Source organism: Rhizobium sp. TRM96647 (assembly GCF_025780115.1).
Classification (GTDB): domain Bacteria; phylum Pseudomonadota; class Alphaproteobacteria; order Rhizobiales; family Rhizobiaceae; genus Mycoplana.
Genome location: NZ_JAOXHF010000003.1, coordinates 420,219 through 445,016 on the forward strand (window position 1 = coordinate 420,219; position 24,798 = coordinate 445,016).

Consider the following 24,798-nt stretch of genomic DNA (forward strand, 5'->3'; position numbering starts at 1 on the left):
CCAGGCGCCGTTCATACAAGAGGGGATTGCATGGGGCCGGACGCTTGTCTAGTGTGCACATAGTACATTACATGCCCCGGAGAGGTTTTCATGTTGCATGCCGATGCGCAGGCCCGCGTTTCGCTCGCCGCGCTGGACCGCTTCTGCCGCGGCGTATTGAAAGGTGCAGGCGCCGACGAGGCGACGGCCGATGCGGCCACCCGCGCCATGCTGCACGGCACCCGCAACGGCGTCGACAGCCATGGTGTCCGCCTTCTGGCCCACTATGTCGCGGGTCTTTCCGGCGGACGGATCAACAGGACGCCGCAGGTGCACACGCTCGGCGGCTTCGGCGCCGTGGAAACGCTGGACGCGGACGACGGGCACGGCGCGCTCGCCGCCTACCGGGCGATGGAACGCGCCGTCGATCTGGCCGGCCGCTTCGGCATCGGCGCCGTCGCCATCCGCAACACCTCGCACTTCGGACCCGCCGGCGCCTATGCGCTGGAGGCGGCACGGCAGGGCTTCATCGGCCTTGCCGTCTGCAATTCCGACAGCATCGTGCGCCTGCACGACGGCGCCACGCGCTTCCACGGAACGAACCCCATATCCGTCGCCGTCCCGGCTCCGGGCCAGGATCCCTGGCTGCTCGACATGGCCACCAGCGCCGTCCCCTTCAACCGCGTCCTGCTCTATCGCAGCCTCGGCACGCCGCTGCCGGAAGCAGTCGCCTCCGACCTGAACGGCATTGACACGCCCGACGCGGCAAAGGCGGAGATGCTGGCGCCGCTCGGCGGCGAATTCGGCTTCAAGGGGGCCGGACTGGCGGGGCTCGTCGAAATCCTGAGCGCGGTCCTGACCGGCATGAGGCTGAGCGTCGACATCGCGTCCATGCAGGGGCCGGACTTCTCGACCCCGCGCGGCATGGGCGCCTTTGTGCTGGCGATCAAGCCGGAGGCCTTCGTCCCGCGCGAAACCTTCGAGGCGGGCATGGCGCGCTACCTGGAGGTGCTGCGCGGATCGGCGGTGCGGGAACAGTGCACGGTCATGGCGCCGGGCGACAGGGAGTGGCGGGAGGCAGCAAACCGCGAAGCAAACGGGGTCAGCCTCGATCCAGCGACACTTACGGCGTTTGCCGAACTTGCGGGGCGATACGGCGTGGACCTACCTGATGCGGGAGAAGGCCGGTTGACTTCGTCCGACAATGCTATCTAATGGCAGAAATTGGTAAGGCCACCTTACCAGATGCGTGCGCGGGAGGATGAGCACGCGGGGAGGATCAGGATGTTCATGGCATTGGAGCCGCGCCGCCTCTACAGGCAGGTCGCGGACCAGATCCGTACGCTCATCGGAACCGGCGAACTCGTCGTCGGCGAACGGCTGCCGGCCGAACGCGAGCTTGCGGAACGCTTCGGCATTTCGCGTCCGACCGTGCGCGAGGCCCTGATCGTCCTCGAACTGGAGGGCCTGATCCAGATCCGCATGGGTTCCGGCGTCTACATCATGCGCCAGCCGGTCGCCGGCCCTGCCACGCTGCCTGCCGATGACAATGACGGCCCGTTCGAGATCCTGCAGGCGCGCTGCATCGTCGAGAGCGCCATCGCCGAGGAAGCCGCCCGGTGCGCCGGCCCGCAAAGCATCGCAGCGCTCGACGCGAACCTGAAGCTGATGCAGGACGCGCTCGGCGATCCCGAGCGCGCCATCGCCCTGGATTGCGCCTTTCACGGCGCCATCATCGACATCATCGGAAACGCGGCGCTGAAGCGCTTCACCGGTCTCGTCTACGACCGGCGCTCGTCGCCTTATTTCGCAAAACTCGCGAGCTATTTCGAAGGACCGCACACGTGGAAGCTGGCGCTGGAGGAGCACCAGGTCGTCCGCGACGCCATCGCCGCGGCCGATCCGTCCGCGGCACGCGAAGCCATGCGAACGCATCTGACGCTGGCGCAGAAGAGATTCTCTGAAAGCTTCGGGGAGGAGCAGGCAAGGGAAGACTGATCCTGCCGCACGGGATGCGCAGGAGAGGGAAAGAGGAAACTGAACTCAATTCGGGAGGAAAGAATGACATTCAGTTTGAAAGCAGTCCTGGGCGCCACCGCGCTCGTCATGGTGTCCGCCTTCGCGGCCCAGGCAGAGACCGTCCTGAAATGGGCGCATGTCTACGAGACGTCCGAGCCGTTCCACACCGAATCCGTCTGGGCGGCCGAGGAGATCGCCAAGCGGACTGACGGCCGCTACAAGATCGAGGTGTATCCCGCCTCGCAGCTCGGCAAGGAAGCCGATATCAACCAGGGCCTGAAGCTCGGCACCGTCGACATCATCATCTCCGGCTCGAGCTTCGCCGCGCGCGACTTCAAGCCGATCGGGGTCACCTATTTCCCCTATATCTTCCGTGATCCGAGCCATCTGATCGCCTACACCAAGAGCGACGTCTTCAAGCGCCTCGCCAAGGGCTACGAGGACAAGACCGGAAACATCATCACCGCCGTCAGCTATTACGGCACGCGCCAGACGACCTCGAACACGACGGTCGAGAAATGCGCCGACATGGCGGGCGTGAAGATGCGCGTTCCGGACGTGCCCGCCTATCTCGCCATGCCGCGCGCCTGCGGAGCCAACACCGCGCCGATCGCCTTTGCAGAAGTGTACCTCGCCCTGCAGAACGGCACCGTGGACGCGCAGGAAAACCCGCTGACCACCATCGAGGCCAAGAAGTTCTTCGAAGTGCAGAAGAACATCATCCTCACCGGCCACATCGTCGATCACCTCAACACCCTGATCTCCAAGAGCCGCTGGGAGAGCCTTTCGGAAGAAGACCGGAAGATCTTCGTCGAGGTCATGCAGGAAGCCGCGGCCCGCACGACGAAGATCATCGAGGAGCGCGAGGTGGCTCTCGTAGAGGACTTCAAGAAGCGCGGCCTCAACGTCGTCGAGGTCGACAAGGCCGACTTCGAGAAGACCGTGCTCGAAAAGGTGACCTTCGAGGAGTTCGGCTACGACAAGGCCGACTGGGAAGCCATCCGCGCCATCAAGTGATTTCGGCAACGGCGCGGCCCGGAAGGGTCGCGCCGTCCACACTTTCGAGACGGGATATTCTCTATGTCTGCGACGCAGGAAATTCACACTCAGGTCACGCCTGAGGAACTTGCCCATACCTTCGACGAAGCACCGGTGGACGTGGACCTGAAGGTCTATTCCTTCGAGGACTGGGTCACGCTGGCGCTTTTCTGGCTGATGACGGGCTGCGTATTCCTCCAGTTCTTTACGCGGTATGTGCTGAACAACAGCTATGCCTGGACGGAGGAGATCGCGGTCAACTGCCTGATCGGCGTGGTCTTCCTCGGATCGGTGATGTGCGTGCGCATGTCGCGCCATATCCAGGTGGACGTTCTCTACCACTATCTTCCGAAAAGGGTGATGCGCGTCATGGCGACGATCGTCGACCTCGTGCGGATCGGCTTCTTCGCCTACGGAACCTGGCTGATGTGGCGCTACATGGAGATCGTCGCCGACGAGGAGATGGTGACCGTGGCCCTGCCGCGCAACATCGTCTTCTACACCGTGCTCGCGGCCTTCGCCTTGATGTTCCTGCGTTCCATCCAGGTCTTCATCGCCAACATGCGCCGCGGCTATTCCGTGCTCGAGCGGCCGGAAGCATTCCAGAACGCGGAGGATTGATGACATGCTGGTTCTGATTGGCTCCTTTCTTCTGCTGATGCTCATCGGCCTTCCCGTCGCGATATCGATGGCCGTCTCGTCCGTGCTCTACATCGTCCTCTATGGCGTTGCGCCCGACATCATCGCCGCGCAGCGAATGATCGCCGGCGTCGAGAGCTTCCCGCTGCTCGCCGTTCCCTTCTTCATCCTCGCGGGCAACCTGATGAACGTCGCTGGCGTCACCGGCCGCATCTATTCCTTCGCCGTTGCACTGGTCGGCTGGATGAAGGGCGGCCTGGCGCAGGTGAACATCATCGGCTCGGTGGTCTTCTCCGGCATGTCCGGCACGGCCCTTGCCGATGCGGCCGGCATCGGCACCATCGAGATCAAGGCGATGAAGGATCACGGCTACCCGGTCGAGGCCGCCGTCGGCGTCACCGCAGCCTCCGCCACGCTCGGCCCGATCTTCCCGCCGTCCCTGCCCTTCGTCATCTACGGCATGATGGCGAACGTCTCGATCGGCGCCCTGTTCATGGCCGGCATCGTTCCCGGCGTCGTCATGACGGTCCTGATGATGGTGACGGTCGCGGTCTTCGCCTACATCAAGCGCTGGGGTTCGGACACGCCCTTCAGCCTGCGCATGATCTTCGGCGCATCGCTGGAGGTGCTCGTGGTGATGATGGTGCCGGTCGGCATCTATCTGCTGACCCTCATGGGTCTTTCGCTCAATGTCGCCATTCTGGTCGCGCTCGCCGTCCTGCTCGTCTGCGACTGGTACTTCGACTTCTCCGCCGTCATGGCGCTGATGACGCCGGTGATCCTGATCGGCGGCATGACGATGGGCTGGTTCACGCCCACCGAAGCCGCCGTCGCAGCGGTGCTCTGGTCGCTGTTCCTCGGTCTCGTGCGCTATCGCACGATGACCTTCCGCACGCTCGCCAAGGCGACCATGGACACGATCGAAACGACCGCCTCGGTGCTCTTCATCGTGGCCGCCGCCTCGGTCTTCGCCTGGCTGCTCACCGTCAGCCAGACGGCGCAACTGCTCTCGACGGCCATTACCGGCCTGACGGACAGCAAATGGGTGTTCCTCATCCTGGTCAACCTGCTGATGCTCTTCGTCGGCTGCTTCCTCGACACGATCGCGGCGATCACCATTCTCGTCCCGATCCTGCTGCCGCTGGTGCTGCAGTTCGACATCGACCCGGTGCACTTCGGCCTGATCATGACGCTGAACCTGATGATCGGCCTGCTGCACCCGCCGCTCGGCATGGTGCTCTTCGTGCTCTCGCGCGTCGCCAAGCTCTCCGTCGAGCGGACCACGATGGCGATCGTCCCCTGGCTGGTGCCGCTGTTCATCGCGCTGATCATCATCACCTTCATCCCGGCTGTCACCCTGTGGCTGCCGACCGAAATGGGCCTGATCCGCTGACGCAGCCTGGCCCGTGCCGGACGATCCGGCGCGGGCCTCGTCCCCAACCAAGACCAAGGAAGAAGCGGCATGCTGACACGGGTGGCACGTCTTCACGGAACACGCGACCTGCGGGTCGAGACCCAGGAGGTTCGCCAGCCCGGCCCCGGCGAGGTGCTGCTGCGCATGGCCGCCGGCGGCATCTGCGGCTCCGACCTCCACTACTATCAGGACGGCGGCTTCGGGCCCGTGCGGGTGCGCGAGCCGATCATCTCCGGGCACGAGGCATCGGGCTATGTCGAGGCGATCGGCGACGGCACGACCCCGCTGAAGGTCGGCATGCTCGTCGCCGTCAACCCGTCGCAGCCCTGCGGCAAATGCCGCTACTGCACCATCGACCAGCCCATCCACTGCCTCGAAATGCGCTTCATGGGCAGCGCCATGCGCCTGCCGCACGAACAGGGCATGTTCCGCGACCGGCTGCTCGTGCCGGCCGTCCAGTGCCATGCCGTTGCCGAAGATCTGTCGCCCGGGGAAGCCGCCTGCGCCGAGCCGCTCGCCGTCTGCCTGCATGCGGTCGCCCAGGCGGGCGACCTTGAAGGAGCAAGGGTGCTTGTGACGGGCGCCGGCCCGATCGGCCTGCTCACGACGGCTGCGGCGCGTTACGCCGGCGCCGGCGAGATCGTCGTCACCGACCTGACCGATGCGGCCCTTTCGCGCGCGCCGGCGATGGGGGCGACCACCACCGTCAATGTCGCGCAGAATCCCGAGGGCCTGGCACCCTGGCAGAAGGACAAGGGAACCTTCGACGTCGTCTTCGACTGCTCGGCCGCCGGACCGGCGCTGCGCACGGCCTTCGCCGCCGTCAGGCCGCGCGGCACCGTCGTCCAGGTCGGCGTCACCGGCGACATCACCATCCCGCTCAACGCGCTGGTCGGCAAGGAAATCGTCTGGCGCGGCTCGCAGCGCTTCCATCACGAATTCGCGCAGTCGGTCGATCTCCTGTCGCGCCGCGCCATCGACGTACGGCCGATCATTTCCCACGCATTTCCGCTCGAAAGGGCGGTGGAGGCCTTCGAGCAGGCCGGCGACCGCACGGTCGCCTGCAAGGTGCAACTCACCTTCGGCGGCTAGCACCCGCGGGCCGCTCCCCCTCAGCGGCCGGGCGCCGGGGCGCCGTTTCTCGGATATTCGACATTGTCGGAGATCGTCGGGTTGGAGCTATCGACGGAATAATATCCGTAGCCACCCATCTCCAGGTGGTTGTTGGTGATCGTGACGCCGGTGATGGGTCCGCCATTGGCGCGACCATCGACATAGATCGGATAGCCGCTGTCGCCGAGCAGCAGGTTGCCGGTCACCTTGACGTTGGCGATCGAGCCGAAGTCGTTCTTGATGAAGATGTCGGAGGTGTCGCGGCCGATGACGGTGTTGCCTTCGATCAGCACGCCGTTCTGGCCGCCCTGCACCGAGATGCCGTCATAGTGCGGATCGGAGCCGGCCGCCTCGAGGTCGTGGATGTAGTTGCCCTTCACCGTGCTGGCGCCGCCCTGCAGGACGATGCCGTTCTCCGACTTGGAGATGTCGTTGCCGCTGAAGTTGCCGCTGCCGAGGATGGCGGCATTGGCGGTGCCGGAATAGCCCGGGCCGGTGATGTCGTTGTTCTGGATGGTGACGTTCCTGGCGCCCTCGGCGTCGATACCCCAGGTGCCGGTGTACTTGATGACGCTGTTCTTGATCACGACGTTGTCGGCGGCGATGCGCAGCGAGCCGTTGATGATCGCGTTCTCGATCACCGTGCCGTCCTCCGATATCTCCATCGGACCGGTATAGGTCTCGAGCGTGGTGCCTGGCAGAACGCCGGCGCTCGCGGCATCCGGGAAGCCGGATGCCGCAGCGGCGTCCACCAGGACGATCCCGCTGCGCGCGCCTCCCGCCTGCGCGAGCGAAAGCCAGGGCTCTGCATGCGGCGGCAATTGGCGGCTGCCGGCAGGGCCGGGCGTCGCAACGATCAGGGCCACGGCCCCCACGGTTCCCAGGGATTTCACGAGGCGCATCGCGGCAAGGCTGCACGACATGGGCATGATCTTCCCCTTCCCCCGAAAGCCGAATTGTGTCGCATCTCGGTCCCGAAAGAAAGTTCGGAATACGCACCGCCGGTTGTTGCGAGCCGGACCGGTCAGCCGGCGAGCCAGCCGGTCACCCGCTCCAGCGTCCTGCGTTCCTGATCGGCCTCCATCGCAAACACGGGGCGAATATCGGCCTGCGGGACAAGCGAGCCGATGACCTCGAGGCTGTCTCCCAATCCATAGCCGCCATGGGTGACGAACGGATGGACGACCTTGCCGGAAAGGTCGTGCGCCCGCAGGAAGGACCGGATGACGGGTGGCGCCGTCATGCCCCAGATCGGGAAACCGAGATAGATCGTGTCATACCGGCGAACGTCCGCCACGAAGTGGGCGAGGCCCGGCAAGGTGCCGGCCGCGGTTTCCCGCCGGGCCTGCGCCACGGTCTCTTCATAGTCCTCCGGATAGGGCGTGGCGGGCTCGATCTCGAAGAGGCTCGCCGCCCTTGCCCGGCCGATCTGGCGGGCGATGACCCGTGTGTTCCCGGTGCGCGAGAAACAGGCGACCAGGGTCCGGCCGGACGCCCCGTTCCCGGATGCCGCATCGCCAGCCACGGCCATCAGGCCGGCCGCAGCAAGGGGCACGGTCTTCAGGAGAGCGCGCCTGCTCTGCATTCGGCGGCTTTCCCCGGTTCCACCGGACATCTCGATCGACACGTCAGTCGGCCTCGACACCCTGATTGTAGTCCTCGTCGGTCACCTTCTCCATCCAGGTCACCACGCTGCCGTCCAGGGCCTCGGCAACGGCGAAATGCGTCATCGGTTCACCGGCCGAAGCGCCATGCCAGTGCTTCACATACGGAGGGATCCACACGACGTCGCCGGGGCCGACCTTCTCGATCGGCCCACCCTCCTTCTGGACCCAGCCGCGGCCGGAGACGATGAAGAGCGTCTGCCCCAGCGGGTGCGTGTGCCAGGCCGTGCGCGCGCCTGCCGAAAACGACACCGTCGCCCCGCCGATCCGGGCGGGCGCATCGCCGCGATAGAAGCCGGAGGTCTCGACCCGGCCGGTGAAATACTGCTCCGGGGCGCTTGCCCGCCCCTCGTCGGCGCGGATGACCTTCAGGTCGCCCGCAGCCGGCTGCGCCGCCGCCGGCGCGGCAGGGGTCGCGCGGGCCTCGAAAACGCGCTGCAGCACCGGCACCGCGGACATCGCCCGCGGCCATCCCGCATAGAAGGCGACATGGGTGACGACCTCGGACGCTTCCGCCTGGCCGAGGCCGTTGTCCATCGCCCGGTTGGCATGGAAGGGCAGTTGCTCCGGCTGGCCGATGGCGATCAGCGCCGACATGGTCACGAGGCTGCGGTCGCGGGCACTGAGATCGGGGCGCTGCCAGAGGTCGCCGAACAGGACACGGTTGGTGAGGTCCGCAAGCGCCGGAGCCGTCGGCGCCACCACCGTCTCGACGGTCGCCGCGCGGGCCGCCTCCGCCGCAGCCTCGAGCGCGAGCCGTGCCGCCTCGCTGTCCGCCACCGCGGCGATGCCGCGCTCGTCGAAAACCTTCTTCGCCTCGCCCACCGCCGAGATGGCGTTCGGCCAACCCGAATAGAAGGCGAGCTGGGTGATCAGTTCGCCGATCTCCGCCGGCTGGACGCCGTTGTCGAGTGCCCTGCGGACATGACCGCCGATCTGCGCCGTCTTGCCGGTGGAGACGATGGCTGCGACCGTGACGAGGCTGCGGTCGCGCGGGGCGAGTTCCGCCCGCTCCCACACCTCCCCGAAGAGGACGTCGTCGGTGAAATGACCGAGCCCCGGGGCGACGTCATAGACGGCCGGCGGGGCTACACGCGTCCGACGCTCCTCCGCTTCCGCCATCGTCGCAGCGAGCGCGGAGATGGCGATGCCTGCGGCAATCTTCTTCATGGGACTTTCCTCTTTTGCTCGATGAATTGTCGCGTGGCAGGCCTTAATCGGGGAAGGCGTTTGCCGCAGGGCATAAGGTGGGCATTGCGGTTCGCCGGATTAGATGGCGAAATCCGCATGGGCCTATCTTTCCGGCTCATGAAAACGCGCGCGGCCGGAGCCGCACCAGAGCGCCTGAATGCGCCATCCCACGCGCCGACGCGCAGGATGGCTCCAGTCGTCGTCAGACGCGCAGCAGCGTCTTGATCGCGCGCCGCTCGTCCATTGCCCGGTAGCCTTCCGCCACATCGGAGAGCGGAAGTTCGAGGTCGAAGACCTTGCCGGGATTGATGGTGCGGTCGAGCACGAGATCCATCAGGTAGGGCAGGAAGCGACGAACCGGCGCCGGGCCGCCGAGCAGGCTCTTCTGCTGGAAGAACAGGCTCTGGCCGTCGAACTGGACGCCGTGCGGCACGCCGACAAAGCCGATCTTGCCGCCGGGACGGGCGCAATTGATCGCCTGCATCATCGATTCCTGCGTGCCCACGCATTCGAGCACGGATTCGGCGCCGACGCCGCCGGTCAGATCCTTGATGCGGGCCACGCCTTCGTCGCCGCGTTCGGAGATGATGTCGGTCGCCCCGAATTCGAGCGCGAGGTCCTGCCGCGTCTTGTGGCGGCTCATGGCGATGATCCGCGCGGCCCCCATCTGTTTGGCCGCCAGCACGCCCATCAGGCCGACTGCGCCGTCACCGACGACGACGGCGGTCGAGCCTTCCTGCACGCCGGCCGCATCGGCCGCGTACCAGCCCGTACCGAGCACGTCCGACGTCGCCAGCAGGCTGGGGATCAGGTCGTCGGACGGAGTTTCGGCCGTGGCGACGAGCGTGCCGTCGGCGAGCGGAACGCGCGCGAACGGCGCCTGCGCCCCGACCATGAACTCGCGCTGCTCGCAGGAGGACTGGAAACCGAACCGGCAGTGCGGGCAGGTGTTGTCGGAAAGGCAGAACGAGCCGACGACGAACTGCCCGGGGCGCACGGTCCTGACTGCGCTGCCGACCTCCACGACGACGCCACAATATTCGTGGCCCATCGCCATCGGCGCCGTCACTTCGTTCGCGCCGCGGAACGGCCACAGGTCGGAGCCGCAGATGCAGGTGGCCGACAGCCGGATGATCGCATCGGTCGGTTTCAGGATCTTCGGTTCGTCGACCTCTTCGCATCGGACGTCGCCCGGACCGTAAAGCATGGTGCCTAGCATGGACGTTTCCCTTTCATGTCTGGACGTGGAGCCGCAAGGCGGCGGATGCCGTGCCCGCCGGCGTTCAAAGACCGGTGGTCTTCAGCAGTTGCTCGGGATAGCGCTCGCCCTCGATCCGGATCTCCGCCGCCGCCCGCTCGATGTCGGCAAGGTCGGCAGCGGTGAGCTCGACCTCGACCGCACCAAGGTTTTCCTCCAGCCGATGCAGCTTGGTCGTGCCGGGGATAGGCACGATCCATGGCTTTTGTGCCAGGAGCCAGGCGAGCGCGATCTGGGCGGGCGTGGCCTGCCTCTCGCCGGCGATGCGCTTGAGGAGGTCGACGAGCGCCTGGTTCTTCTCCATCGCTTCGGGGGTGAAGCGCGGCAGGATGCTGCGGAAGTCGTTCTCGCCGATCTTCGTGTCCTTGCCGAAAGTGCCGGTCAGGAACCCCTTGCCAAGCGGGCTGTAGGGGACGAGCCCGATGCCGAGTTCCTCGCAGGCGGCGATGATGCCGTTGGTCTCCGGGCCGCGGGTCCATAGCGAGTATTCGTTCTGGAGCGCGCTGACGGGCTGCACCGCATGGGCGCGGCGAACGGTCTGCGCGCCCGGCTCCGAGAGCCCGAAATGCCGGACCTTGCCTTCGGCGATCAGGTCCTTGACCGCACCGGCCACATCCTCGATCGGCACGTTCGGGTCGACGCGGTGCTGGTAGAAGAGGTCGATGACCTCGACGCCGAGCCGCTTGAGGGAGGCATCGCAGACGTCGCGGATATGGTCCGGACGGCTGTCCTGCCCCGCCGATTTGCCGTCCTCGATCCGGAAGCCGAACTTGGTGGCGATCACCACCTGGTCACGAACCGGGGCCAGCGCCGCACCGACGATCTCCTCGTTGGTGAAGGGGCCATAGACCTCCGCCGTATCGAAGAAGGTCACGCCGCGATCGACGGCCGCCCGGATGAGGTTGATGCTTTCGACCTTGCCGAGCGCCTGACCGTAGCCGAAGTTCAGCCCCATGCAGCCGAATCCGAGCGCCGAGACTTCCAGGCCGCTCTTTCCAAGTGTGCGCTTTTGCATGTCAATTCTCCATCTTCGCTTGACGGTTGCGACGATCCGGATCCGCCAGGGCAGCAGGCGACAGGCTGGCTTGCATGCCGGACGGAACTTAACGCTGGCGAAGGCCGTCTTTTAGATGCTAAATTGCGCATGGACATATCTTATGGATTCATGAATGAAGCGAGATGAACTCGGCGACCTCGTCGCCTTCCTGGCGGTCGCAGACGAGCGCAGCTTCACCCGCGCAGCGGCACAGCTCGGCACGTCGCAGTCGGCGCTCAGTCACACCGTCCGCCGGCTCGAGGAGCGCATGGGCGTCCGGCTGCTGACCAGGACGACGCGCAACGTCGTTCCGACGGAAGCCGGGGAGCAACTGGCCGAAACCCTGCGTCCGGCCTTCAACGACATTCGAGGCCGGATCGACGCCCTGAGCGCCATGCGCCAGCGGCCGGGCGGCACGATCCGCATCACCTCCAGCCGCCACGCCGCCGAAACGATCCTGATGCCCGCGGTCAAGGCGCTGATGGTGGAGTACCCGGAGATCAATGTCGAGGTCTCGATCGAGCAAAGGCTCGTCGACCTCGTCGCCGAGCGTTTCGACGCGGGCGTGCGGCTGGGCGAGCGCGTCGAAAAGGACATGATCGCCGTCAGGATCGGCCCCGAACTGCGCATGGTCGTCGCCGGATCCCCGGCCTATTTCGAGCGGCATCCGAAACCGGTCACTCCGCACGACCTGACGCAACACCGCTGCATCAACCTGCGCATGCCGACGCTGGGCGGTCTCTATGCCTGGGAATTCGAGCGTGACGGCCGCCCGCTGAACGTGCGCGTCGAAGGGCAGTTCGTCTGCAACGACGTCCCGATGATCATCGACGCGGCCGTCGACGGACTTGGCCTGACCTGCCTGCCCGACGACCATCTCCAGCCGCTTCTGGACGAGGGCAAGCTGATCCCGGTCCTTCAGGACTGGTCACCGCCCTTTCCCGGCTATCACCTCTATTACCCCAGCCGAAGACTGGCATCGCCGGCATTCGCGCTGCTGGTCGAGGCCCTGCGCTATCGCTAGGATAGCGGCCGCCGAGTGCGACCGGTCAACGTTCGGGCCGATAGAGCGACGCCCCGTTCCCCGGGCGCCGCATCGTCAGGGCATGGAACCGGCTAGAGGGCCGCGACCAGATGCGGCCACACCTCGATCGAGCCGCGGTAGATCATGTGCAGGGCGACGTAGAGGATGAGCGCCAGGCCGATATAGGCGATCCAGTGGTAGCGGTTGAGGAGGCGCGCGATGAAGTTTGCCGCAATGCCCATCATCGCGATCGAAAGGGCCAGTCCGATGACGAGAACGGTCGGGTGTTCGCGGGCGGCACCGGCAACCGCCAGCACGTTGTCGAGCGACATCGATACGTCCGCGATGACGATCTGGGTCGCCGCCTGGAGAAACGTCTTCTTGTGCGCAACGACGCCGTTGCCTTCCTCCTGGTCCATGCCTGCGGCAGCACGAAGCTCGCGCCACATCTTCCAGCAGACCCAAAGCAGCAGAATGCCGCCGGCCAGCAGCAGGCCGATGATATCGAGCAGCTGGACGGTGACGCTGGCGAGCGCGATGCGCAGGACGGTCGCCGCAAGGATACCGACGAGAATGGCCTTCCTGCGCTGCTCAAGCGGCAATCCGGCAGCCGCCAAGCCGATGACCACCGCGTTGTCGCCGGCGAGCACCAGATCGATCATGATGACCTGCAGGAGGGCCAGGAAACCGGCCGATGTGAAAATTTCCATGATTTGCGCCTCGTGGTGAAATACCGGCCGGGAGCAATAGGCGCGCCGCCGAACCCACGCAAGTGAGCTTCTGCCACACTCTGCCGCCAATATGAGCGGCGCGACCGGGCGGCCGCTGCGATTTCCCCTGCACCGGGAGGATCGCATCGAATGCCCGCAGTGGCTCGGGATGAACCGGCAATGTCTGGCACTTGCCTTGGAGAATGGACTGCTTTGGCGTGAGCGCCGGCGAACAGCCTCCGGGCCGGAGGCCATGGGCGTCCGCCCGAAGACCGGACGCACCGGATCGCAGTCCCGCAAGGACGGCGATCCGGTGCTCTATGGGCCGATCAGCTGCCGGAGGTGAGGTCGAAATCCGCCAGCGGCAGGTCCCTGATCCGCTTTCCCGTCGCGGCAAAGACGGCGTTCAGCACCGCCGGCCCGGCAACCGCGATCGTCGGCTCGCCGACGCCGCCCCAGAAGCCGCCGGACGGCATCGGGATCACTTCGACGACGGGCATGTCTTCGAGCCGCATGACGTTGTAGCTGTCGAAGTTGGTTTGCTCGATCCGCCCGTTGGCGACGGTGCAGGCGCCATACAGCACCGCCGACAGCCCGTAGGCAAACGAGCCGGAGACCTGTGCCTCGACCTGCTGCGGGTTGACCACGTGGCCGGGATCGGTCGCCGCGACGATCCGATGAACCCTCAGCCGCCCTTCGGTGACCGAAACCTCCGCGGCGGCGGCGACATAGCTGCCGAAGCCCATGATCTGGGCGATGCCGCGATGAATGCCTTCCGGCGGCGCGGTTTCCCAGCCGATCCCGCTCGCCGCTGCCTCAAGAACGGCCAGATGCTTCGGATTGTTCGCCATCAGCTTGCGGCGAAACGCCAGCGGATCCTGCCCGGAGGCATGGGCCATCTCGTCGATGAAGCATTCCATGTAGACCGCGTTCTGGTTCAGGTTCACCCCCCGCCAGTATCCCGGCCGAATATGCGGATTGCGCATCGCGAAATCGATCAGCAGGTTGGGGAAGCTGTAGGCCAGCGTTCCCTCGACTCCCTCGGCAACGAGCCCCTGGAAGATGACGGGGTCGCCGTTCTCGGTCATCGCCGCAGGGCGGACGGAGGCCGTGATCGACTGGCCGGCGATCCGCATGTGCAGCGCCTCGACGTTTCCGTCGTCGTCAAGCGCTGCGCGCAGCCGGCAATGGGTGACGGGGTGGAAGCGCCCCTGCGCCATGTCCTCTTCGCGGGTCCACATCATCTTCACCGGCGTTCCCGGCACCTGCCTGGCGATATTGACCGCCATGCGAATGTAGTCCGTCTGCAGGCGCCGGCCGAAGCTGCCGCCGATGCGCATCGTGTGGATCTCGCAGCTCTCCGGCGCCAGACCGGCCGCATCGGCGACCGCGCTCAGCGCCGCCTCCGCCACCTGCGTCGGCCCCCAGACATCGCAGCGCTCCGGCGACCAGCGGACTGTCGCGCAGAGAACCTCCATTGGCGCATGGTTCTGGAAGGGAAAGCTGTAGTCGGCTTCGACCACCCGGCCCGCCGCCGCCAGCACGGCTGCGGCGTCTCCGGCCCGGTTTCCGACGAAGCCGGTCTCGGCCGAAAGCCCTTCGCGAATGAACGCTGAAATGCTCGCGGAAGAGACCTGGGCGTTTTCTCCCTCGTCCCACACGACCGGCAGGCTCTCCAGCGCGGTCTTGGCCCGCCAGAAGGTGTCGGCGACGACGGCCACCGTCTCGTCGTCGACGCGCAGCACATGCTTCACGCCGCGCATGCCGCTCACCGCCGCGGCATCGAAGCTGACGAGCTTGCCGCCATGGACCGGACAGGCCATGGGAACGGCCACCAGCATGTCCGGCATCGTGTAGTCCATGCCGTAGACGAGGGAGCCGTCGAGCTTGTCCATCGTATCAAGACGCTTCACCGGCTGGCCGGCGATCGTCCAGTCCTGCGGGTCCTTCAACGCGATTTCGGTGGGCGCGTCCTGTCGCGCGGCCGCCTCCGCCATCGCACCATAGGTGGTCGAGCGGCCGCTTGCCGCGTGCGTGATCGTACCCTTGCTGACGCTGCATTCCGATGCAGGCACGCCCCAGGTGTCGGCCGCCGCCTGAACGAGCATGATCCGGGCGGCAGCACCCCCCATGCGCACATAGTCGTGCGAGCCGCGGATGGCGCGGGATCCGCCGGTGGACATGTCCTGCCACACCCGGTCCCGGCGCTGGTTTTCGCCGGGCTTCACCAGTTCGAAGCGGACGCGGTCCCAGTCGCATTCCAGTTCCTCGGCGACGAGCTGCGCAAGGCCGGTGAGCGACCCCTGCCCCATCTCCGCCCGCGCAATGCGGATGATGACGGTCTCGTCCGGCTGGATCACGACCCAGGCATTCACTTCCGGGGTCGCGCCCTGGGCGAAGGCCTCGCCGGCTTCCGGCACGGTGAAGCCGAGCGTGAAGGCGCCCGCAGTCGCCGCCGCCGAAACGAGAAAGCCGCGTCGGGAGAGCGCGAGGCTGCCGCGGGCCGAAGGGACGTCTTGATGATGCTGCATCGCTGACCTCCTCAACCGCGGTCTGTGGACATGCGTTCGGCCGCCAGCTTCACGCCGGCGAGAACGCGCGGATAGGTGCCGCAGCGACAGATGTTGGTGATCTCGGCCCTGATGTCGTCGTCGCTCGGATCGGGATTCTGCGCCAGCAGCGATGCGGCGGTCATGATCATGCCCACCTGGCAATAGCCGCATTGCGCCACGTCCAGCTCCGCCCAGGCCTGCTGGACGGGATGCGGCTTCTCCGTGCCCAAAGCCTCGATCGTCACGATCTTCTGGTCGGGCGTCATAGCGTTGACGGGCATCGCGCAGGACCGCGTCGCCACGCCGTCGATATGCACCGTACACGCGCCGCATTGCGCCACGCCGCAGCCGTACTTCGTTCCGGTCAGGCCGAGGTGCTCGCGGATCACCCACAGAAGCGGTGTATCTTCTTCGACGTCGACATCGACGTCTGCCCCATTGACGTTCAGCTTCGCCATGATGAATCTCCCATACTGGTCATTTTCCAAATACAGGATGAATAATCGAAGATATCCTCAAATTTCTGTGAAAATATATGACTTGACGATCGCCATATTTGATTAATATTCTCAAGTATCATCTACGATAAATGGCGCGATAAGCTAAGGATTTTACAGAAATATTAGCCTGCGCTCGGGAACATACTTGAATTCCTGTCGCAGCCGGAGATTCGCGAAGGGAATTGTGCAGGATCAGGCTATCACCGATGCAGCGGCACGATTACCCCCGTCAGATCGAATGGCTTTATGCGTGACGTTCATGAATGGCCTGGCGGGATGGCGATAAAGCGACCGTCCCGGCCATGGCAGGGACGACCGGTTATGAACCACGCGCATAGGCCTATCCGGATTCACGGTCCTTATCGGCGCGCCTCGTCCGAACTATCTCCTGACGACCTGTTCCTCACCGGCAGCCACGCCGCTGCCGCGCATTCCTGTCCCATCATCATCGGAGAAATTCATGCACTGTCTACGCGTTGCCCTGCTTTCCGCAGCAATTGCCGCTCCCGTCCTGATATCCGGGGGCGCACAGGCACAGGATGCCACCGCCGGCGAACGCCTGTTTCGCCAGCGGTGCGGCTCCTGTCATTCGGTCCAGGAGGGGCAGAACCGGGTCGGTCCCCATCTCTTCGGCGTCATCGGCAGGCCGGCTGCAAGCGTCGAGGGCGCCCGCTACTCCCCGGCCCTTCGCCAATCCGGGCTGACATGGGACTCAGCGCAGATCGAGGCGTACATCACCAACCCGCGCAAACTGGTGCCGAAAACCACCATGTCGGTCTCGGTGCCGAATGCATCGGACCGCGCCGGCATCGTCGCCTATCTGCAGAGCCTGACGGCATCCGATTGAACCGACGGCGTGGAGCGTCCGCACCGCGGGCGCTCGAACCTGCGGCAGCGTGCCGAACGCAGGCGACCCGTCATTCCGGCAGCCTGCCCCTCGGGCGGGCAATGTCGTTGGAGCCTTCGGCCTCCGGCCCGTGGCCGTAGCTCATGCGCTTCATCTGCGCGATCACCCGCTCCATCTCGTCGTCCGGCAGGATCGGCGGCTCGCCGAGGGTCAGCGCCTGCACATACATGCGCGATAGCGTCTCCACTTCGATCGCCAGCCACAGCGCATGCTCCAGCGTCTTGCCGAGCGAAATCTGGCCATGCTGGCCGAGCAGGCAGGCAAGCCGGCCGTCCAGCGCCTTCAGCGCCGCATCCGAAAGTGCTTGCGTGCCGAAGGTCGCATAGTCGGCGCAGCGGATCGTCGTGCCGCCGGCAACCCCGGTCATGTAGTGGAAGCTCGGGATCGTCCGGTGATGGCAGGCGAGCGTCGTCGCATAGATGGAATGGCAGTGCAGCACGACGTCGATATCGGTCCGGTTCTTCAGGATATCGCGGTGGAAGCGCCATTCCGACGAGGGGCGATGGCCGGCATAGGTGCCGTCGAAATCCATCTCCACCAGATCCTCCGGCGTCATCGTGTCATAGGGCATGGAGGACGGCGTGATGAGGAAGCCGTTGCCGGTGCGCACGGAAAGATTGCCGGCGGTGCCCTGGTTGATACCGCTCGAATTCATCCGGCGGCAGGTTTCCAGCATCTGGCGACGCAGGGTGGCGATATCGGTGGTGTCGGTCATGTTCATGCCTTTCGGGACGATACGGAAGAGGAAAGATGGCGGTGGGCCGCTTCGCGCCAGCGCGCGCGATAGGCGTCGAGCAGGGCCGCAGCACCGGGAAACGGATCGGGACGCTGCTGTGCCAGGCTGTCGCGCGCCCGGCTCGTGCCATGGGAAGCAAGCAGCGCGGTACCGGTCGCAACACCGTAGGCATCGAGGTTGAAGAGCGTCTCGCCGCCAGCCCGGAACGCGGCAACCAGCCGCGCGTAGAGCGGCTCGCGCAGATAGCTGCCGTCGAGCACGGCGCGGTCCTTCGCCTGAAGCGCGTCGAGGCATTCCACGGTCAGGAGCGCCATGTAGAGGGTCGCGAGCGCCTTGCGCTCGGCTGCCGTTTCCGGCGGTGGCCCGACGATCTCGCCGCGTCCGGCGCTGCCCGGAAAGAAGCCGTCGTCGGCGCCGAAGGTCGGCAGCGCCATGGTGCCGCGCTCGACGAGGCGCAGCGCCAGGGCGGGGTCGACTGCTGCACTGTCCGTCTCGCCGGCCACATGGGTAAATTCCCGCCCGCCCATCGTCAGCGCGCCGGCGACGGGGTTGCCGAAGACGTCGCTGTTGATCGTCATGCCGCTTTCCTCCCGCACGCTGTCGAGCGGGGTTGCGGCGCTCATGCCGACGATCCAGGTGCCGGTGGAAACCACTGCCGCATCGGCAAGGCCTGCGGCCTGGTAGCGGTAGAAATTGGCGCTGCTGTCGTGGATGCCGGTCAGAACCCGCAAGCCGACCGGCAGGCCGAAACGGGCGGCAAGCGCGGGGCGCACCGTGCCGAGGCTCGCCCAGGCAGGAACGAATCTGGGCATCAGCCGCTGCCAGCCGCGCACGGCGACGATCGGAGCGGCGCAGGAATCCGGCGTATTCCAGAGATGGGATTGCGCGCCGAGGCTCGTCGCTTCCGCCGCCGCAACGCCCGTCAGCCTGAAGGCCCAATATTGCGGCGAGCAGAGAAGCCAGCGGGCGCGGGCAAAGCGCTCCGGCTCGGCGATCTCCATCCACAGCAACTGCCGGGCCTGATGGGTCGCCCCGTGCATGATCCTGCTGCCGCGGTCGCGGAAGGAGCCGGCCAGCGGCCGATAGGCACGGTCGATCGCCTCGGGCAGCGGCTGTTCGTAGTCGATCATCGGCAACGCCACGCCGCCCCCGTCGTCCGGATCCGGCCCGACGAGCACTGCGCCGGAACCATGACCGGTGGCCACGAAGGTATCGATCGGATGGCGGCGGGAAAGGGCCGCAAGGCCGTCGAGGACCCAGTCGCCGGTCCCTGCGAGGTCGTGATGACGCCAGGGCGGGCCGGACAGCACGGCATTGGTGACAGAGAGCGTCTCCGCGACCACGCCGTCTCGCGTGACGGCACTGAGCTTGATATTGGTCTTGCCGATATCGAGCACGGCAACGCTCGCGGTGGACGCATCAGCGGACACAGTGCACTCCCCTCCTGCGCCGCATTCCCGACTCCCGGGAATGCGGGCTTTCGACAACCTGATCAGATCAGACCGTACTGCTCGGCCTTGTTGCGCAGGAAGGGCAGGCCGTTGCCCATCACCTCCTCCATGTCGCGGGCGACCGGTCGCCAGACGGCGAGGCCGTAGGCCACTTCCGGCGGCATGTTGATGAAGCTCTCCATGGCAAGCCCGCCCTTGAAACCGATCGCGGCGAGGGCTGCATAGATCGCGTCCCACGGAATGTTGCCGTAGCCCGGCGTGCCGCGGTCGCTCTCGGAGAGGTGGATGTATTTCAGGTGATCGCGGGCGACCAGGATACCGTTCGCAGCACCCTTTTCCTCGATGTTCATGTGGTAGGTGTCGAGATGGACGAAGATGTTGTCGGCACCGACGCGCTCCACCATGTTGACCGCCTGCTGCGCCGAATTGATCAGGTGGTTCTCGTAGCGGTTCACGGCCTCGACGCCGAGCTCGATATTGTACTGCCTGGCATGCTTCGAGGCCGCCTCGAGCACTTTAGCGATGTTGTCGTATTCGCCCTGCGTCGGCGGAACTCCGGTGCGCTCGCCGATGCCGCCGAAGATGACGCCGGACAGCGCCTCCGCCCCCATTTCCGCGGTCTTGTCGATCGCGACCTTCAGGTGCTCGATCGCCGCATCCGGGCGGACGGAAGCCCAGGCGTGTTCGGGCAGCCCGAGCGAGCAGACGGCGCGCAACCTGTTCTTCTCCAAGAGATCGCGCGTGTGCTTCGTATCGACGGCAGGTGCGTTCAAAAGCGCGATCTCGATGAAGTTCATCTTGTAATGCACAGCCCCGGCAATCGCCTTCTCGGCGCCTGCCCGGTCCCAGTTCATGGTCCACATGCTGGTGTGAACGCCGAAACCTTCCATGGTCGTTTCTCCTATTTCACGATTTTGACGAACGTTGCCGAGAACCACCGGAGCACCATCACGACGATGAGCAGGATGCCCCAGACGGCGGTGGTCAGATGCTGGTTGGCGCCGAGCAGGTTGAGCCCCGAGGACAGGAGCTGCAGCACGACGAGCGCCACGAAGACGGGCAGGACGCGGCCGAAGCCACCAAAGGGATTGATGCCGCCGAGGAAGCAGGCGAGCACGGTGATCAAAAGGTAGGACTCCCCGTGCCCGACGCGCACCGAATTGAAGCGGGCGAGCATGATGATGCCGGCGATCGCCGCCATCACGCCCGACAGCACATAGACCAGCACCAGCACCTTGCGCGTGTTGATGCCGGAATAGCGGGCGGATTCGATGTTGGAGCCGATCATGTAGGTGGAAAAACCAAGCTTCGAGCGTGACAGTAGGATATGGCAGACGATCACGCAGGCGATCAGGATCAGCAGCGGCACCGGGATACCGAGGATGCTGCCGTGGCCGATCGGAGAAACGAAGGCTGGAAAGCCCGAGATATCGCCGCCGCGGGTCAAAAATTCGCCGAGGCCGCGCAGGAAGATCATCATCGACAGCGACACGAGAATCGGATGGGCTCGGGTAAAGGCGATCACGAGGCCCATCACGAGGCCGCTGGCGCCGCCGACCGCCAGCGCCAGAACCGAGCCGAGCAGGAAGGCAGCAGGCCCGGCATCGGCGCCGCCATTGGTCTGCAGCGTCCAGGCGAGCGTCAGGCCGGCGATGTTGGCGGTGAACGTGATCGCGAGATTGAGGCCGCCGGTCAGGATCGGCAACAGCATCGCGAGCGTCAGGATGCCGAGCTCGGGCAGCTGGAACGCCACCGACCCGAAGGTCGCGCCCGTCAGGAACTGCGGCGAGGCGAAGCCGAAGAAGACCAGCACGGCGGCGAGCGCCGCGAAGGGACCGGCCATGTCGGCCCCGAAGATGGCGTTGAAGCGGGCGGCGAATGCGCTCATCGGCTCTCTCCCCTTGCTGCGGCTTCGCCATCCGCCGGTTTGCGGGGAGCAAGCATCGGCGCGAGCTTTTCGAGGCGAGCGCTCGACAGCGTGATCGCGGCGAGGATGATGGCGCCGACGATCATCTTGAAGGCGAAGGGCGAGACGCCCATCAGGTTCAGCCCGTTCTGGGTGATGGAGACGAGTAGCACGCCGAGCACGCAGCCGAGCACCGAGCCCTTGCCGCCGCCAAGCCGGGCGCCGCCGAGCACCACGGCGGCGAGCACGTCGAGCTCACGGCCATAGAGCGCGTTCGGCACGACCTCCTGGGCGTAATGCGCCTGCATCAGTCCGGCGATGCCCGCCATCAGGCCGAGCCAGCCGAAGGCGATGAACTGCATGGCGCCGATGTTGATGCCGAAGCGGCGTGCACCTTCCGGGTTGTCGCCGAAGGCATAGAGTTGGCGGCCGGTCGTCGTGCGGCTGATGAACAGCCAGGTGGCGAGCACGCAGATGGCCATGACGACGACGGGAAGGGTGATCTCGGCCCAGCTGCCATCGGCCATCTCGCGTTCGTAGACGATGACGCGCGTCGTCAGCCAGTCGGGCAGGTTGTAGATCGATACCCCCTTGGTGAAGAACATCAGGAGGCCGAAATAGACGTTGAAGGTGGCGATCGTCACGACGATCGAGATGATGCGGAAACGGTGGATCAGAAAGGCGTTGATCGCGCCGAGCAAAATGCCCGCGCTGCCGGCGATGAGGAGACCAGAGACCCAGCCGCCCCCGCCGATGCGCTCCAGCGCCAGCGCGGTGACGTATTGCACCACCGAGGCTGCGACCGCAAACGAGATGTCGATGCCGCCGGCGATCAGCACCACCAGCAGACCGACGGCGAAGATGATGTTGACGGCGCTGATGTTGAGAAGGTCGAAGGCATTGCCGAGCGTCAGGAAGCGATCGGTGGCGAACCCGAGGAAGACGCTCATCGCCACGATGACGCCGATCAGCACGAATTCGGTGGTGTGGGACAGGAACAGCTTACGCATAGACCGCAGCCTCCAGGTCCTTCAGCGTGCTGGCACGCGGATCGTACACGCCGGCGATACGGCCCTTTTCCATGTGGATGACCCGGTCCGCGTTGAAATAGACCTCCGGCACCTCGTCCGAGATCAGGATGATCGAAAGCCCCGCCTCGGCCAGCCGCGCGACGATCTCGAAGATACCGGCCCGGGCGCCGACATCGACGCCGACGGTAGGGGAATCGAGGATCAACACCTTGGGATCGGTGGCGAGCCATTTGGCAATCGCCACCCGCTGCTGGTTGCCGCCCGAAAGGGTCGAGATCGCATCGTCCTGCCGGCCGATCTTGACGCCGAGGTCGGCGATCCAGCGCGAGACGAGCGACCGCTTCTTTTCCGTCGAGATCAGCCGGCCGCTCAGGATGCGGTTGAGCGAGGCCATGACCAGATTGTCGGCGATGGACTGCGGCTGGTTGAGGCCGAGCGACAGCCGATCCTCCGAGAGATAGGCCACCCCGGCTGCGATCGCCTCGCGGTTGGAGGCAAAGCGCACCGGCCTGCCGGAAAGCGTGACGGTGCCGGAGGCGGGCCGGCGCATGCCGAACAGCGTCAGCGCCAGTTCGGTGCGCCCCGAGCCGAGCAGCCCGGTGATCCCGAGCGTTTCGCCGCGGTGCAGGTCGAAGGAGATGTCGCTAAATTCGCCGGGGCGGGAAAGATTACCAACCGAGAGCACGACGGAACTGCCTGAGACATCGCGGGCGCGGGTATTCTGGTCGAAGGTGCGGCCGGTCATCAGTTCGGTGATCTTCGACTGCGTCATGCCCTCCACGGGATAGACGCCGACCAGCGCACCGTCGCGAAGCACGGTGATGCGCGAGGAGATTTCCAGCACCTCGGCGAGGCGATGGCTGACGAAGACCACCGCGACGCCGGAGGCCGAGAGATTGCGAACGATCGCCAGCAGATGGTCGGTCTCCGACTGGGTCAGCGAGGCCGTCGGCTCGTCCATGAAGACGAGGCGTGCCTCCCCGACCAGTGCCCGGGCGATCGCCACGATCTGGCGCTGGGCGATGGCATAGTCCTTGAGCGGCCTGTCGACGTCGAGGCTGACGCCGAGCCGGGCGAGCGCCTCTTCGGCAACACGCCGGATGGTGGCATAGTTGACGGGACGCGGACGCGCGCCCGACAGGGTCTGGAAGGCGATATTCTCGGCGACGCTCATTTCCGGAAACAGCGCGAGGTCCTGCCAGATGATCTGGATACCGCGCGCCTGCGCCATGCCGGGCGTCATGTGCGATATGGCCTCTCCGTCGAAGACGATCTCGGCGCCGGCAGCAGGCGTGTAGACGCCGGAAATCACCTTGATCAGCGTGCTCTTGCCGCTGCCGTTTTCGCCGGCCAGGCAATGGACCTCGCCGGGCATCACCTCGAAGGACACGTTCTTCAGAGCCCTGACCCCGCCGAATGTCATGTTGATGCCGCGGAGCGAAAGGAGCGGCCGGGCGTTTGCGCCCTCATCCGTTGCGGTGCTCATGTCGGTTGCCTGCCAGTCCGAAATTGCGGCCAAGGTTACGGGACGTCATTGGCTCCGGCTTCGGCCGGAAACCTCCAATTCGCGAGTGGCAGGCCGGTCGCAAGGACCGGCCCGTCACCCGGGAGGGGGCCTCTCAGAGGCCCATGGCGGCCAGTTCGTCGACTGTATCCTTGTTGATGGGGAGAAGCTGGTCGACGATGATGTCGTTGCCGACCGGCTTGATCACGCCAAGCCCCACGATGTCGTCGCCTTCCTTGATGCTCTCACCCTTCATCATGCGATCGGCGAGGGTGACGAAGACTTCACCGGCCTGCTTCGGATTCCACATGAAGCCGCCGGAAATCGCATCCGACTTGATGAGCTTCTGGCCCTGTCCGGGCGAGAACGGGCCGAGCACGAAGATCTCGCCGGTCTTGCGACGCTCCTCGACGGCGCGGCCGGCGCCGATCGGACCCTGGCTGCCGAAGGCGAGGAAGCCCTTGAGGTCCGGATGGGCGGCGATCAGGTCGAGTGCGGTGGAGCGGCTCTTGTCCACGTCCTCGGCAACGCCGTATCGTTCGCCGACCAGCTTCATGTCCGGATGGTTCGCCTTGAGATATTCGATGGCGGCATCGGCCCAGGCATTGTGCAGCGGCACCGTCAGCGAACCGACGAAGACGGCATATTCGCCCTTGCCACCCGTCTTTTCGGCCAGAAGCTTGGCATGGGCTTCGCCGAAGCCGGTGGACGAGGCGAGTTCGAAATTCCAGTCGGCGCCCTTCTGGGCGGGCGATTCATGGGTGATGACCTTGATGCCGGCCGCCTGGGCCTTGGAGAGCACCGGTTCGAGCACCTTGGCGTCGTTCGGCACCACGCCGATGACCTTGACGCCCTGGGCGATCAGGTCCTCGATGGCGCGCACCTGCAGCGCCGGATCGGCGCTGGTCGGACCGATCATGAAGGCGTCGACGCCGATCTTCTGGCCCTGTTCCTTGATGCCGGCCTCCATCGCATTGAACCACGGGATGCCGCCGATCTTCACGACCACGCCGACCTTCCCGGTATCCTGGGCAGACGCAACCACCGCACCGGCGAGCGACAACGATGCGGCAAGCGCCACGACAACAAGCTTCCTCATGTTCACTCCTCCTCCAAGCTCGCATCG

The 24,798-nt window shown here is 65.7% G+C and carries 23 protein-coding genes; 8 read left to right on the top strand and 15 right to left on the bottom strand.

The window, feature by feature from the left end; all coding sequences use genetic code 11:
• The first annotated feature begins 90 nt into the window (after positions 1–90).
• The 6 genes from OCK02_RS07775 to OCK02_RS07800 all read left to right on the top strand — a co-directional run bounded on the left by OCK02_RS07775 (position 91) and on the right by OCK02_RS07800 (position 6,181).
• Positions 91–1,194 (top strand): Ldh family oxidoreductase, encoded by a 1,104-nt coding sequence (locus OCK02_RS07775; protein ID WP_263812527.1) that lies wholly within the window; start codon positions 91–93, stop codon positions 1,192–1,194.
• Positions 1,195–1,263: 69 nt separating this feature from the next.
• Positions 1,264–1,977 carry a FadR/GntR family transcriptional regulator gene (locus OCK02_RS07780; protein WP_263812528.1) on the top strand — a complete coding sequence of 238 codons (714 nt, stop codon included), beginning with the start codon at positions 1,264–1,266 and terminating at the stop codon, positions 1,975–1,977.
• Positions 1,978–2,085: 108 nt separating this feature from the next.
• The gene (locus OCK02_RS07785; protein WP_263812681.1) at positions 2,086–3,015 is read left to right on the top strand and encodes a sialic acid TRAP transporter substrate-binding protein SiaP; all 930 of its coding nucleotides are present in this window, start codon (positions 2,086–2,088) and stop codon (positions 3,013–3,015) included.
• Positions 3,016–3,078: 63 nt separating this feature from the next.
• Entirely contained in the window at positions 3,079–3,657 is a 579-nt protein-coding gene (locus OCK02_RS07790; protein ID WP_263812529.1) for a TRAP transporter small permease, read from the top strand.
• Positions 3,658–3,661: 4 nt separating this feature from the next.
• Complete coding sequence (locus OCK02_RS07795) at positions 3,662–5,068, top strand: TRAP transporter large permease (protein ID WP_263812530.1); 1,407 nt, start codon at positions 3,662–3,664, stop codon at positions 5,066–5,068.
• Positions 5,069–5,137: 69 nt separating this feature from the next.
• Positions 5,138–6,181, top strand: coding sequence for an L-idonate 5-dehydrogenase (locus tag OCK02_RS07800; RefSeq protein ID WP_263812531.1), 1,044 nt, complete (start codon positions 5,138–5,140; stop codon positions 6,179–6,181).
• Positions 6,182–6,201: 20 nt separating this feature from the next.
• Here the strand turns inward: OCK02_RS07800 and OCK02_RS07805 are convergent, their stop codons facing one another.
• From OCK02_RS07805 to OCK02_RS07825, 5 genes are all read right to left on the bottom strand, one after another.
• A complete protein-coding gene (locus tag OCK02_RS07805; protein WP_263812532.1) occupies positions 6,202–7,131 on the bottom strand; it encodes a right-handed parallel beta-helix repeat-containing protein in 930 nt (309 codons plus the stop codon).
• Between the two features lie 95 nt (positions 7,132–7,226).
• A complete protein-coding gene (locus tag OCK02_RS07810) occupies positions 7,227–7,787 on the bottom strand; it encodes a flavodoxin (protein ID WP_263812533.1) in 561 nt (186 codons plus the stop codon).
• A 43-nt stretch (positions 7,788–7,830) separates the two neighbouring features.
• Positions 7,831–9,036 carry a carboxymuconolactone decarboxylase family protein gene (locus OCK02_RS07815; protein ID WP_263812534.1) on the bottom strand — a complete coding sequence of 402 codons (1,206 nt, stop codon included), beginning with the start codon at positions 9,034–9,036 and terminating at the stop codon, positions 7,831–7,833.
• Between the two features lie 223 nt (positions 9,037–9,259).
• Entirely contained in the window at positions 9,260–10,276 is a 1,017-nt protein-coding gene (locus OCK02_RS07820; RefSeq protein WP_263812535.1) for a zinc-dependent alcohol dehydrogenase family protein, read from the bottom strand.
• A gap of 64 nt (positions 10,277–10,340) precedes the next feature.
• Positions 10,341–11,330, bottom strand: coding sequence for an aldo/keto reductase (locus OCK02_RS07825; protein WP_263812536.1), 990 nt, complete (start codon positions 11,328–11,330; stop codon positions 10,341–10,343).
• A 154-nt stretch (positions 11,331–11,484) separates the two neighbouring features.
• Here OCK02_RS07825 and OCK02_RS07830 point away from each other — a divergent pair, with 154 nt between their 5' ends.
• Entirely contained in the window at positions 11,485–12,375 is an 891-nt protein-coding gene (locus OCK02_RS07830) for a LysR family transcriptional regulator (RefSeq protein WP_263812537.1), read from the top strand.
• A 92-nt stretch (positions 12,376–12,467) separates the two neighbouring features.
• Here the strand turns inward: OCK02_RS07830 and OCK02_RS07835 are convergent, their stop codons facing one another.
• From OCK02_RS07835 to OCK02_RS07845, 3 genes are all read right to left on the bottom strand, one after another.
• On the bottom strand, positions 12,468–13,085 hold the full coding sequence (locus OCK02_RS07835) for a TerC family protein (protein ID WP_263812538.1): 618 nt from the start codon (positions 13,083–13,085) through the stop codon (positions 12,468–12,470).
• Positions 13,086–13,414: 329 nt separating this feature from the next.
• A complete protein-coding gene (locus OCK02_RS07840; RefSeq protein WP_263812539.1) occupies positions 13,415–15,616 on the bottom strand; it encodes a xanthine dehydrogenase family protein molybdopterin-binding subunit in 2,202 nt (733 codons plus the stop codon).
• Positions 15,617–15,627: 11 nt separating this feature from the next.
• Positions 15,628–16,095 (bottom strand): (2Fe-2S)-binding protein, encoded by a 468-nt coding sequence (locus OCK02_RS07845; protein WP_230806676.1) that lies wholly within the window; start codon positions 16,093–16,095, stop codon positions 15,628–15,630.
• Between the two features lie 502 nt (positions 16,096–16,597).
• Here OCK02_RS07845 and OCK02_RS07850 point away from each other — a divergent pair.
• A complete protein-coding gene (locus tag OCK02_RS07850) occupies positions 16,598–16,984 on the top strand; it encodes a c-type cytochrome (protein ID WP_263812540.1) in 387 nt (128 codons plus the stop codon).
• A gap of 70 nt (positions 16,985–17,054) precedes the next feature.
• Here the strand turns inward: OCK02_RS07850 and OCK02_RS07855 are convergent, their stop codons facing one another.
• The 7 genes from OCK02_RS07855 to OCK02_RS07885 form a co-directional block, all read right to left on the bottom strand.
• Positions 17,055–17,759 carry a class II aldolase/adducin family protein gene (locus tag OCK02_RS07855; RefSeq protein WP_263812541.1) on the bottom strand — a complete coding sequence of 235 codons (705 nt, stop codon included), beginning with the start codon at positions 17,757–17,759 and terminating at the stop codon, positions 17,055–17,057.
• Positions 17,760–17,761: 2 nt separating this feature from the next.
• Positions 17,762–19,210, bottom strand: coding sequence for an FGGY-family carbohydrate kinase (locus OCK02_RS07860; RefSeq protein WP_263812542.1), 1,449 nt, complete (start codon positions 19,208–19,210; stop codon positions 17,762–17,764).
• A 62-nt stretch (positions 19,211–19,272) separates the two neighbouring features.
• Entirely contained in the window at positions 19,273–20,121 is an 849-nt protein-coding gene (locus OCK02_RS07865; RefSeq protein ID WP_263812543.1) for a sugar phosphate isomerase/epimerase family protein, read from the bottom strand.
• A gap of 11 nt (positions 20,122–20,132) precedes the next feature.
• Complete coding sequence (locus OCK02_RS07870) at positions 20,133–21,119, bottom strand: ABC transporter permease (RefSeq protein ID WP_263812544.1); 987 nt, start codon at positions 21,117–21,119, stop codon at positions 20,133–20,135.
• Entirely contained in the window at positions 21,116–22,147 is a 1,032-nt protein-coding gene (locus tag OCK02_RS07875) for an ABC transporter permease (RefSeq protein WP_263812545.1), read from the bottom strand. Before OCK02_RS07875 ends, OCK02_RS07870 begins: the two co-directional genes overlap by 4 nt.
• A complete protein-coding gene (locus tag OCK02_RS07880; RefSeq protein WP_263812546.1) occupies positions 22,140–23,654 on the bottom strand; it encodes a sugar ABC transporter ATP-binding protein in 1,515 nt (504 codons plus the stop codon). The genes OCK02_RS07875 and OCK02_RS07880 overlap by 8 nt, the downstream gene beginning before the upstream one ends.
• 133 nt (positions 23,655–23,787) lie before the next feature.
• Complete coding sequence (locus OCK02_RS07885) at positions 23,788–24,771, bottom strand: substrate-binding domain-containing protein (RefSeq protein ID WP_263812547.1); 984 nt, start codon at positions 24,769–24,771, stop codon at positions 23,788–23,790.
• Positions 24,772–24,798: the final 27 nt, after the last annotated feature.

Coding starts and splice junctions, on each gene's coding strand:
- OCK02_RS07775 (WP_263812527.1), top strand. CDS start 91: ATGTTGCATGCCGATGCGCAGGCCCGCGTTTCGCTCGCCGCGCTGGAC.
- OCK02_RS07780 (WP_263812528.1), top strand. CDS start 1,264: ATGTTCATGGCATTGGAGCCGCGCCGCCTCTACAGGCAGGTCGCGGAC.
- OCK02_RS07785 (WP_263812681.1), top strand. CDS start 2,086: ATGGTGTCCGCCTTCGCGGCCCAGGCAGAGACCGTCCTGAAATGGGCG.
- OCK02_RS07790 (WP_263812529.1), top strand. CDS start 3,079: ATGTCTGCGACGCAGGAAATTCACACTCAGGTCACGCCTGAGGAACTT.
- OCK02_RS07795 (WP_263812530.1), top strand. CDS start 3,662: ATGCTGGTTCTGATTGGCTCCTTTCTTCTGCTGATGCTCATCGGCCTT.
- OCK02_RS07800 (WP_263812531.1), top strand. CDS start 5,138: ATGCTGACACGGGTGGCACGTCTTCACGGAACACGCGACCTGCGGGTC.
- OCK02_RS07805 (WP_263812532.1), bottom strand. CDS start 7,131: ATGCCCATGTCGTGCAGCCTTGCCGCGATGCGCCTCGTGAAATCCCTG.
- OCK02_RS07810 (WP_263812533.1), bottom strand. CDS start 7,787: ATGCAGAGCAGGCGCGCTCTCCTGAAGACCGTGCCCCTTGCTGCGGCC.
- OCK02_RS07815 (WP_263812534.1), bottom strand. CDS start 9,036: ATGAAGAAGATTGCCGCAGGCATCGCCATCTCCGCGCTCGCTGCGACG.
- OCK02_RS07820 (WP_263812535.1), bottom strand. CDS start 10,276: ATGCTAGGCACCATGCTTTACGGTCCGGGCGACGTCCGATGCGAAGAG.
- OCK02_RS07825 (WP_263812536.1), bottom strand. CDS start 11,330: ATGCAAAAGCGCACACTTGGAAAGAGCGGCCTGGAAGTCTCGGCGCTC.
- OCK02_RS07830 (WP_263812537.1), top strand. CDS start 11,485: ATGAAGCGAGATGAACTCGGCGACCTCGTCGCCTTCCTGGCGGTCGCA.
- OCK02_RS07835 (WP_263812538.1), bottom strand. CDS start 13,085: ATGGAAATTTTCACATCGGCCGGTTTCCTGGCCCTCCTGCAGGTCATC.
- OCK02_RS07840 (WP_263812539.1), bottom strand. CDS start 15,616: ATGCAGCATCATCAAGACGTCCCTTCGGCCCGCGGCAGCCTCGCGCTC.
- OCK02_RS07845 (WP_230806676.1), bottom strand. CDS start 16,095: ATGGCGAAGCTGAACGTCAATGGGGCAGACGTCGATGTCGACGTCGAA.
- OCK02_RS07850 (WP_263812540.1), top strand. CDS start 16,598: ATGCACTGTCTACGCGTTGCCCTGCTTTCCGCAGCAATTGCCGCTCCC.
- OCK02_RS07855 (WP_263812541.1), bottom strand. CDS start 17,759: ATGACCGACACCACCGATATCGCCACCCTGCGTCGCCAGATGCTGGAA.
- OCK02_RS07865 (WP_263812543.1), bottom strand. CDS start 20,121: ATGGAAGGTTTCGGCGTTCACACCAGCATGTGGACCATGAACTGGGAC.
- OCK02_RS07870 (WP_263812544.1), bottom strand. CDS start 21,119: ATGAGCGCATTCGCCGCCCGCTTCAACGCCATCTTCGGGGCCGACATG.
- OCK02_RS07875 (WP_263812545.1), bottom strand. CDS start 22,147: ATGCGTAAGCTGTTCCTGTCCCACACCACCGAATTCGTGCTGATCGGC.
- OCK02_RS07880 (WP_263812546.1), bottom strand. CDS start 23,654: ATGAGCACCGCAACGGATGAGGGCGCAAACGCCCGGCCGCTCCTTTCG.
- OCK02_RS07885 (WP_263812547.1), bottom strand. CDS start 24,771: ATGAGGAAGCTTGTTGTCGTGGCGCTTGCCGCATCGTTGTCGCTCGCC.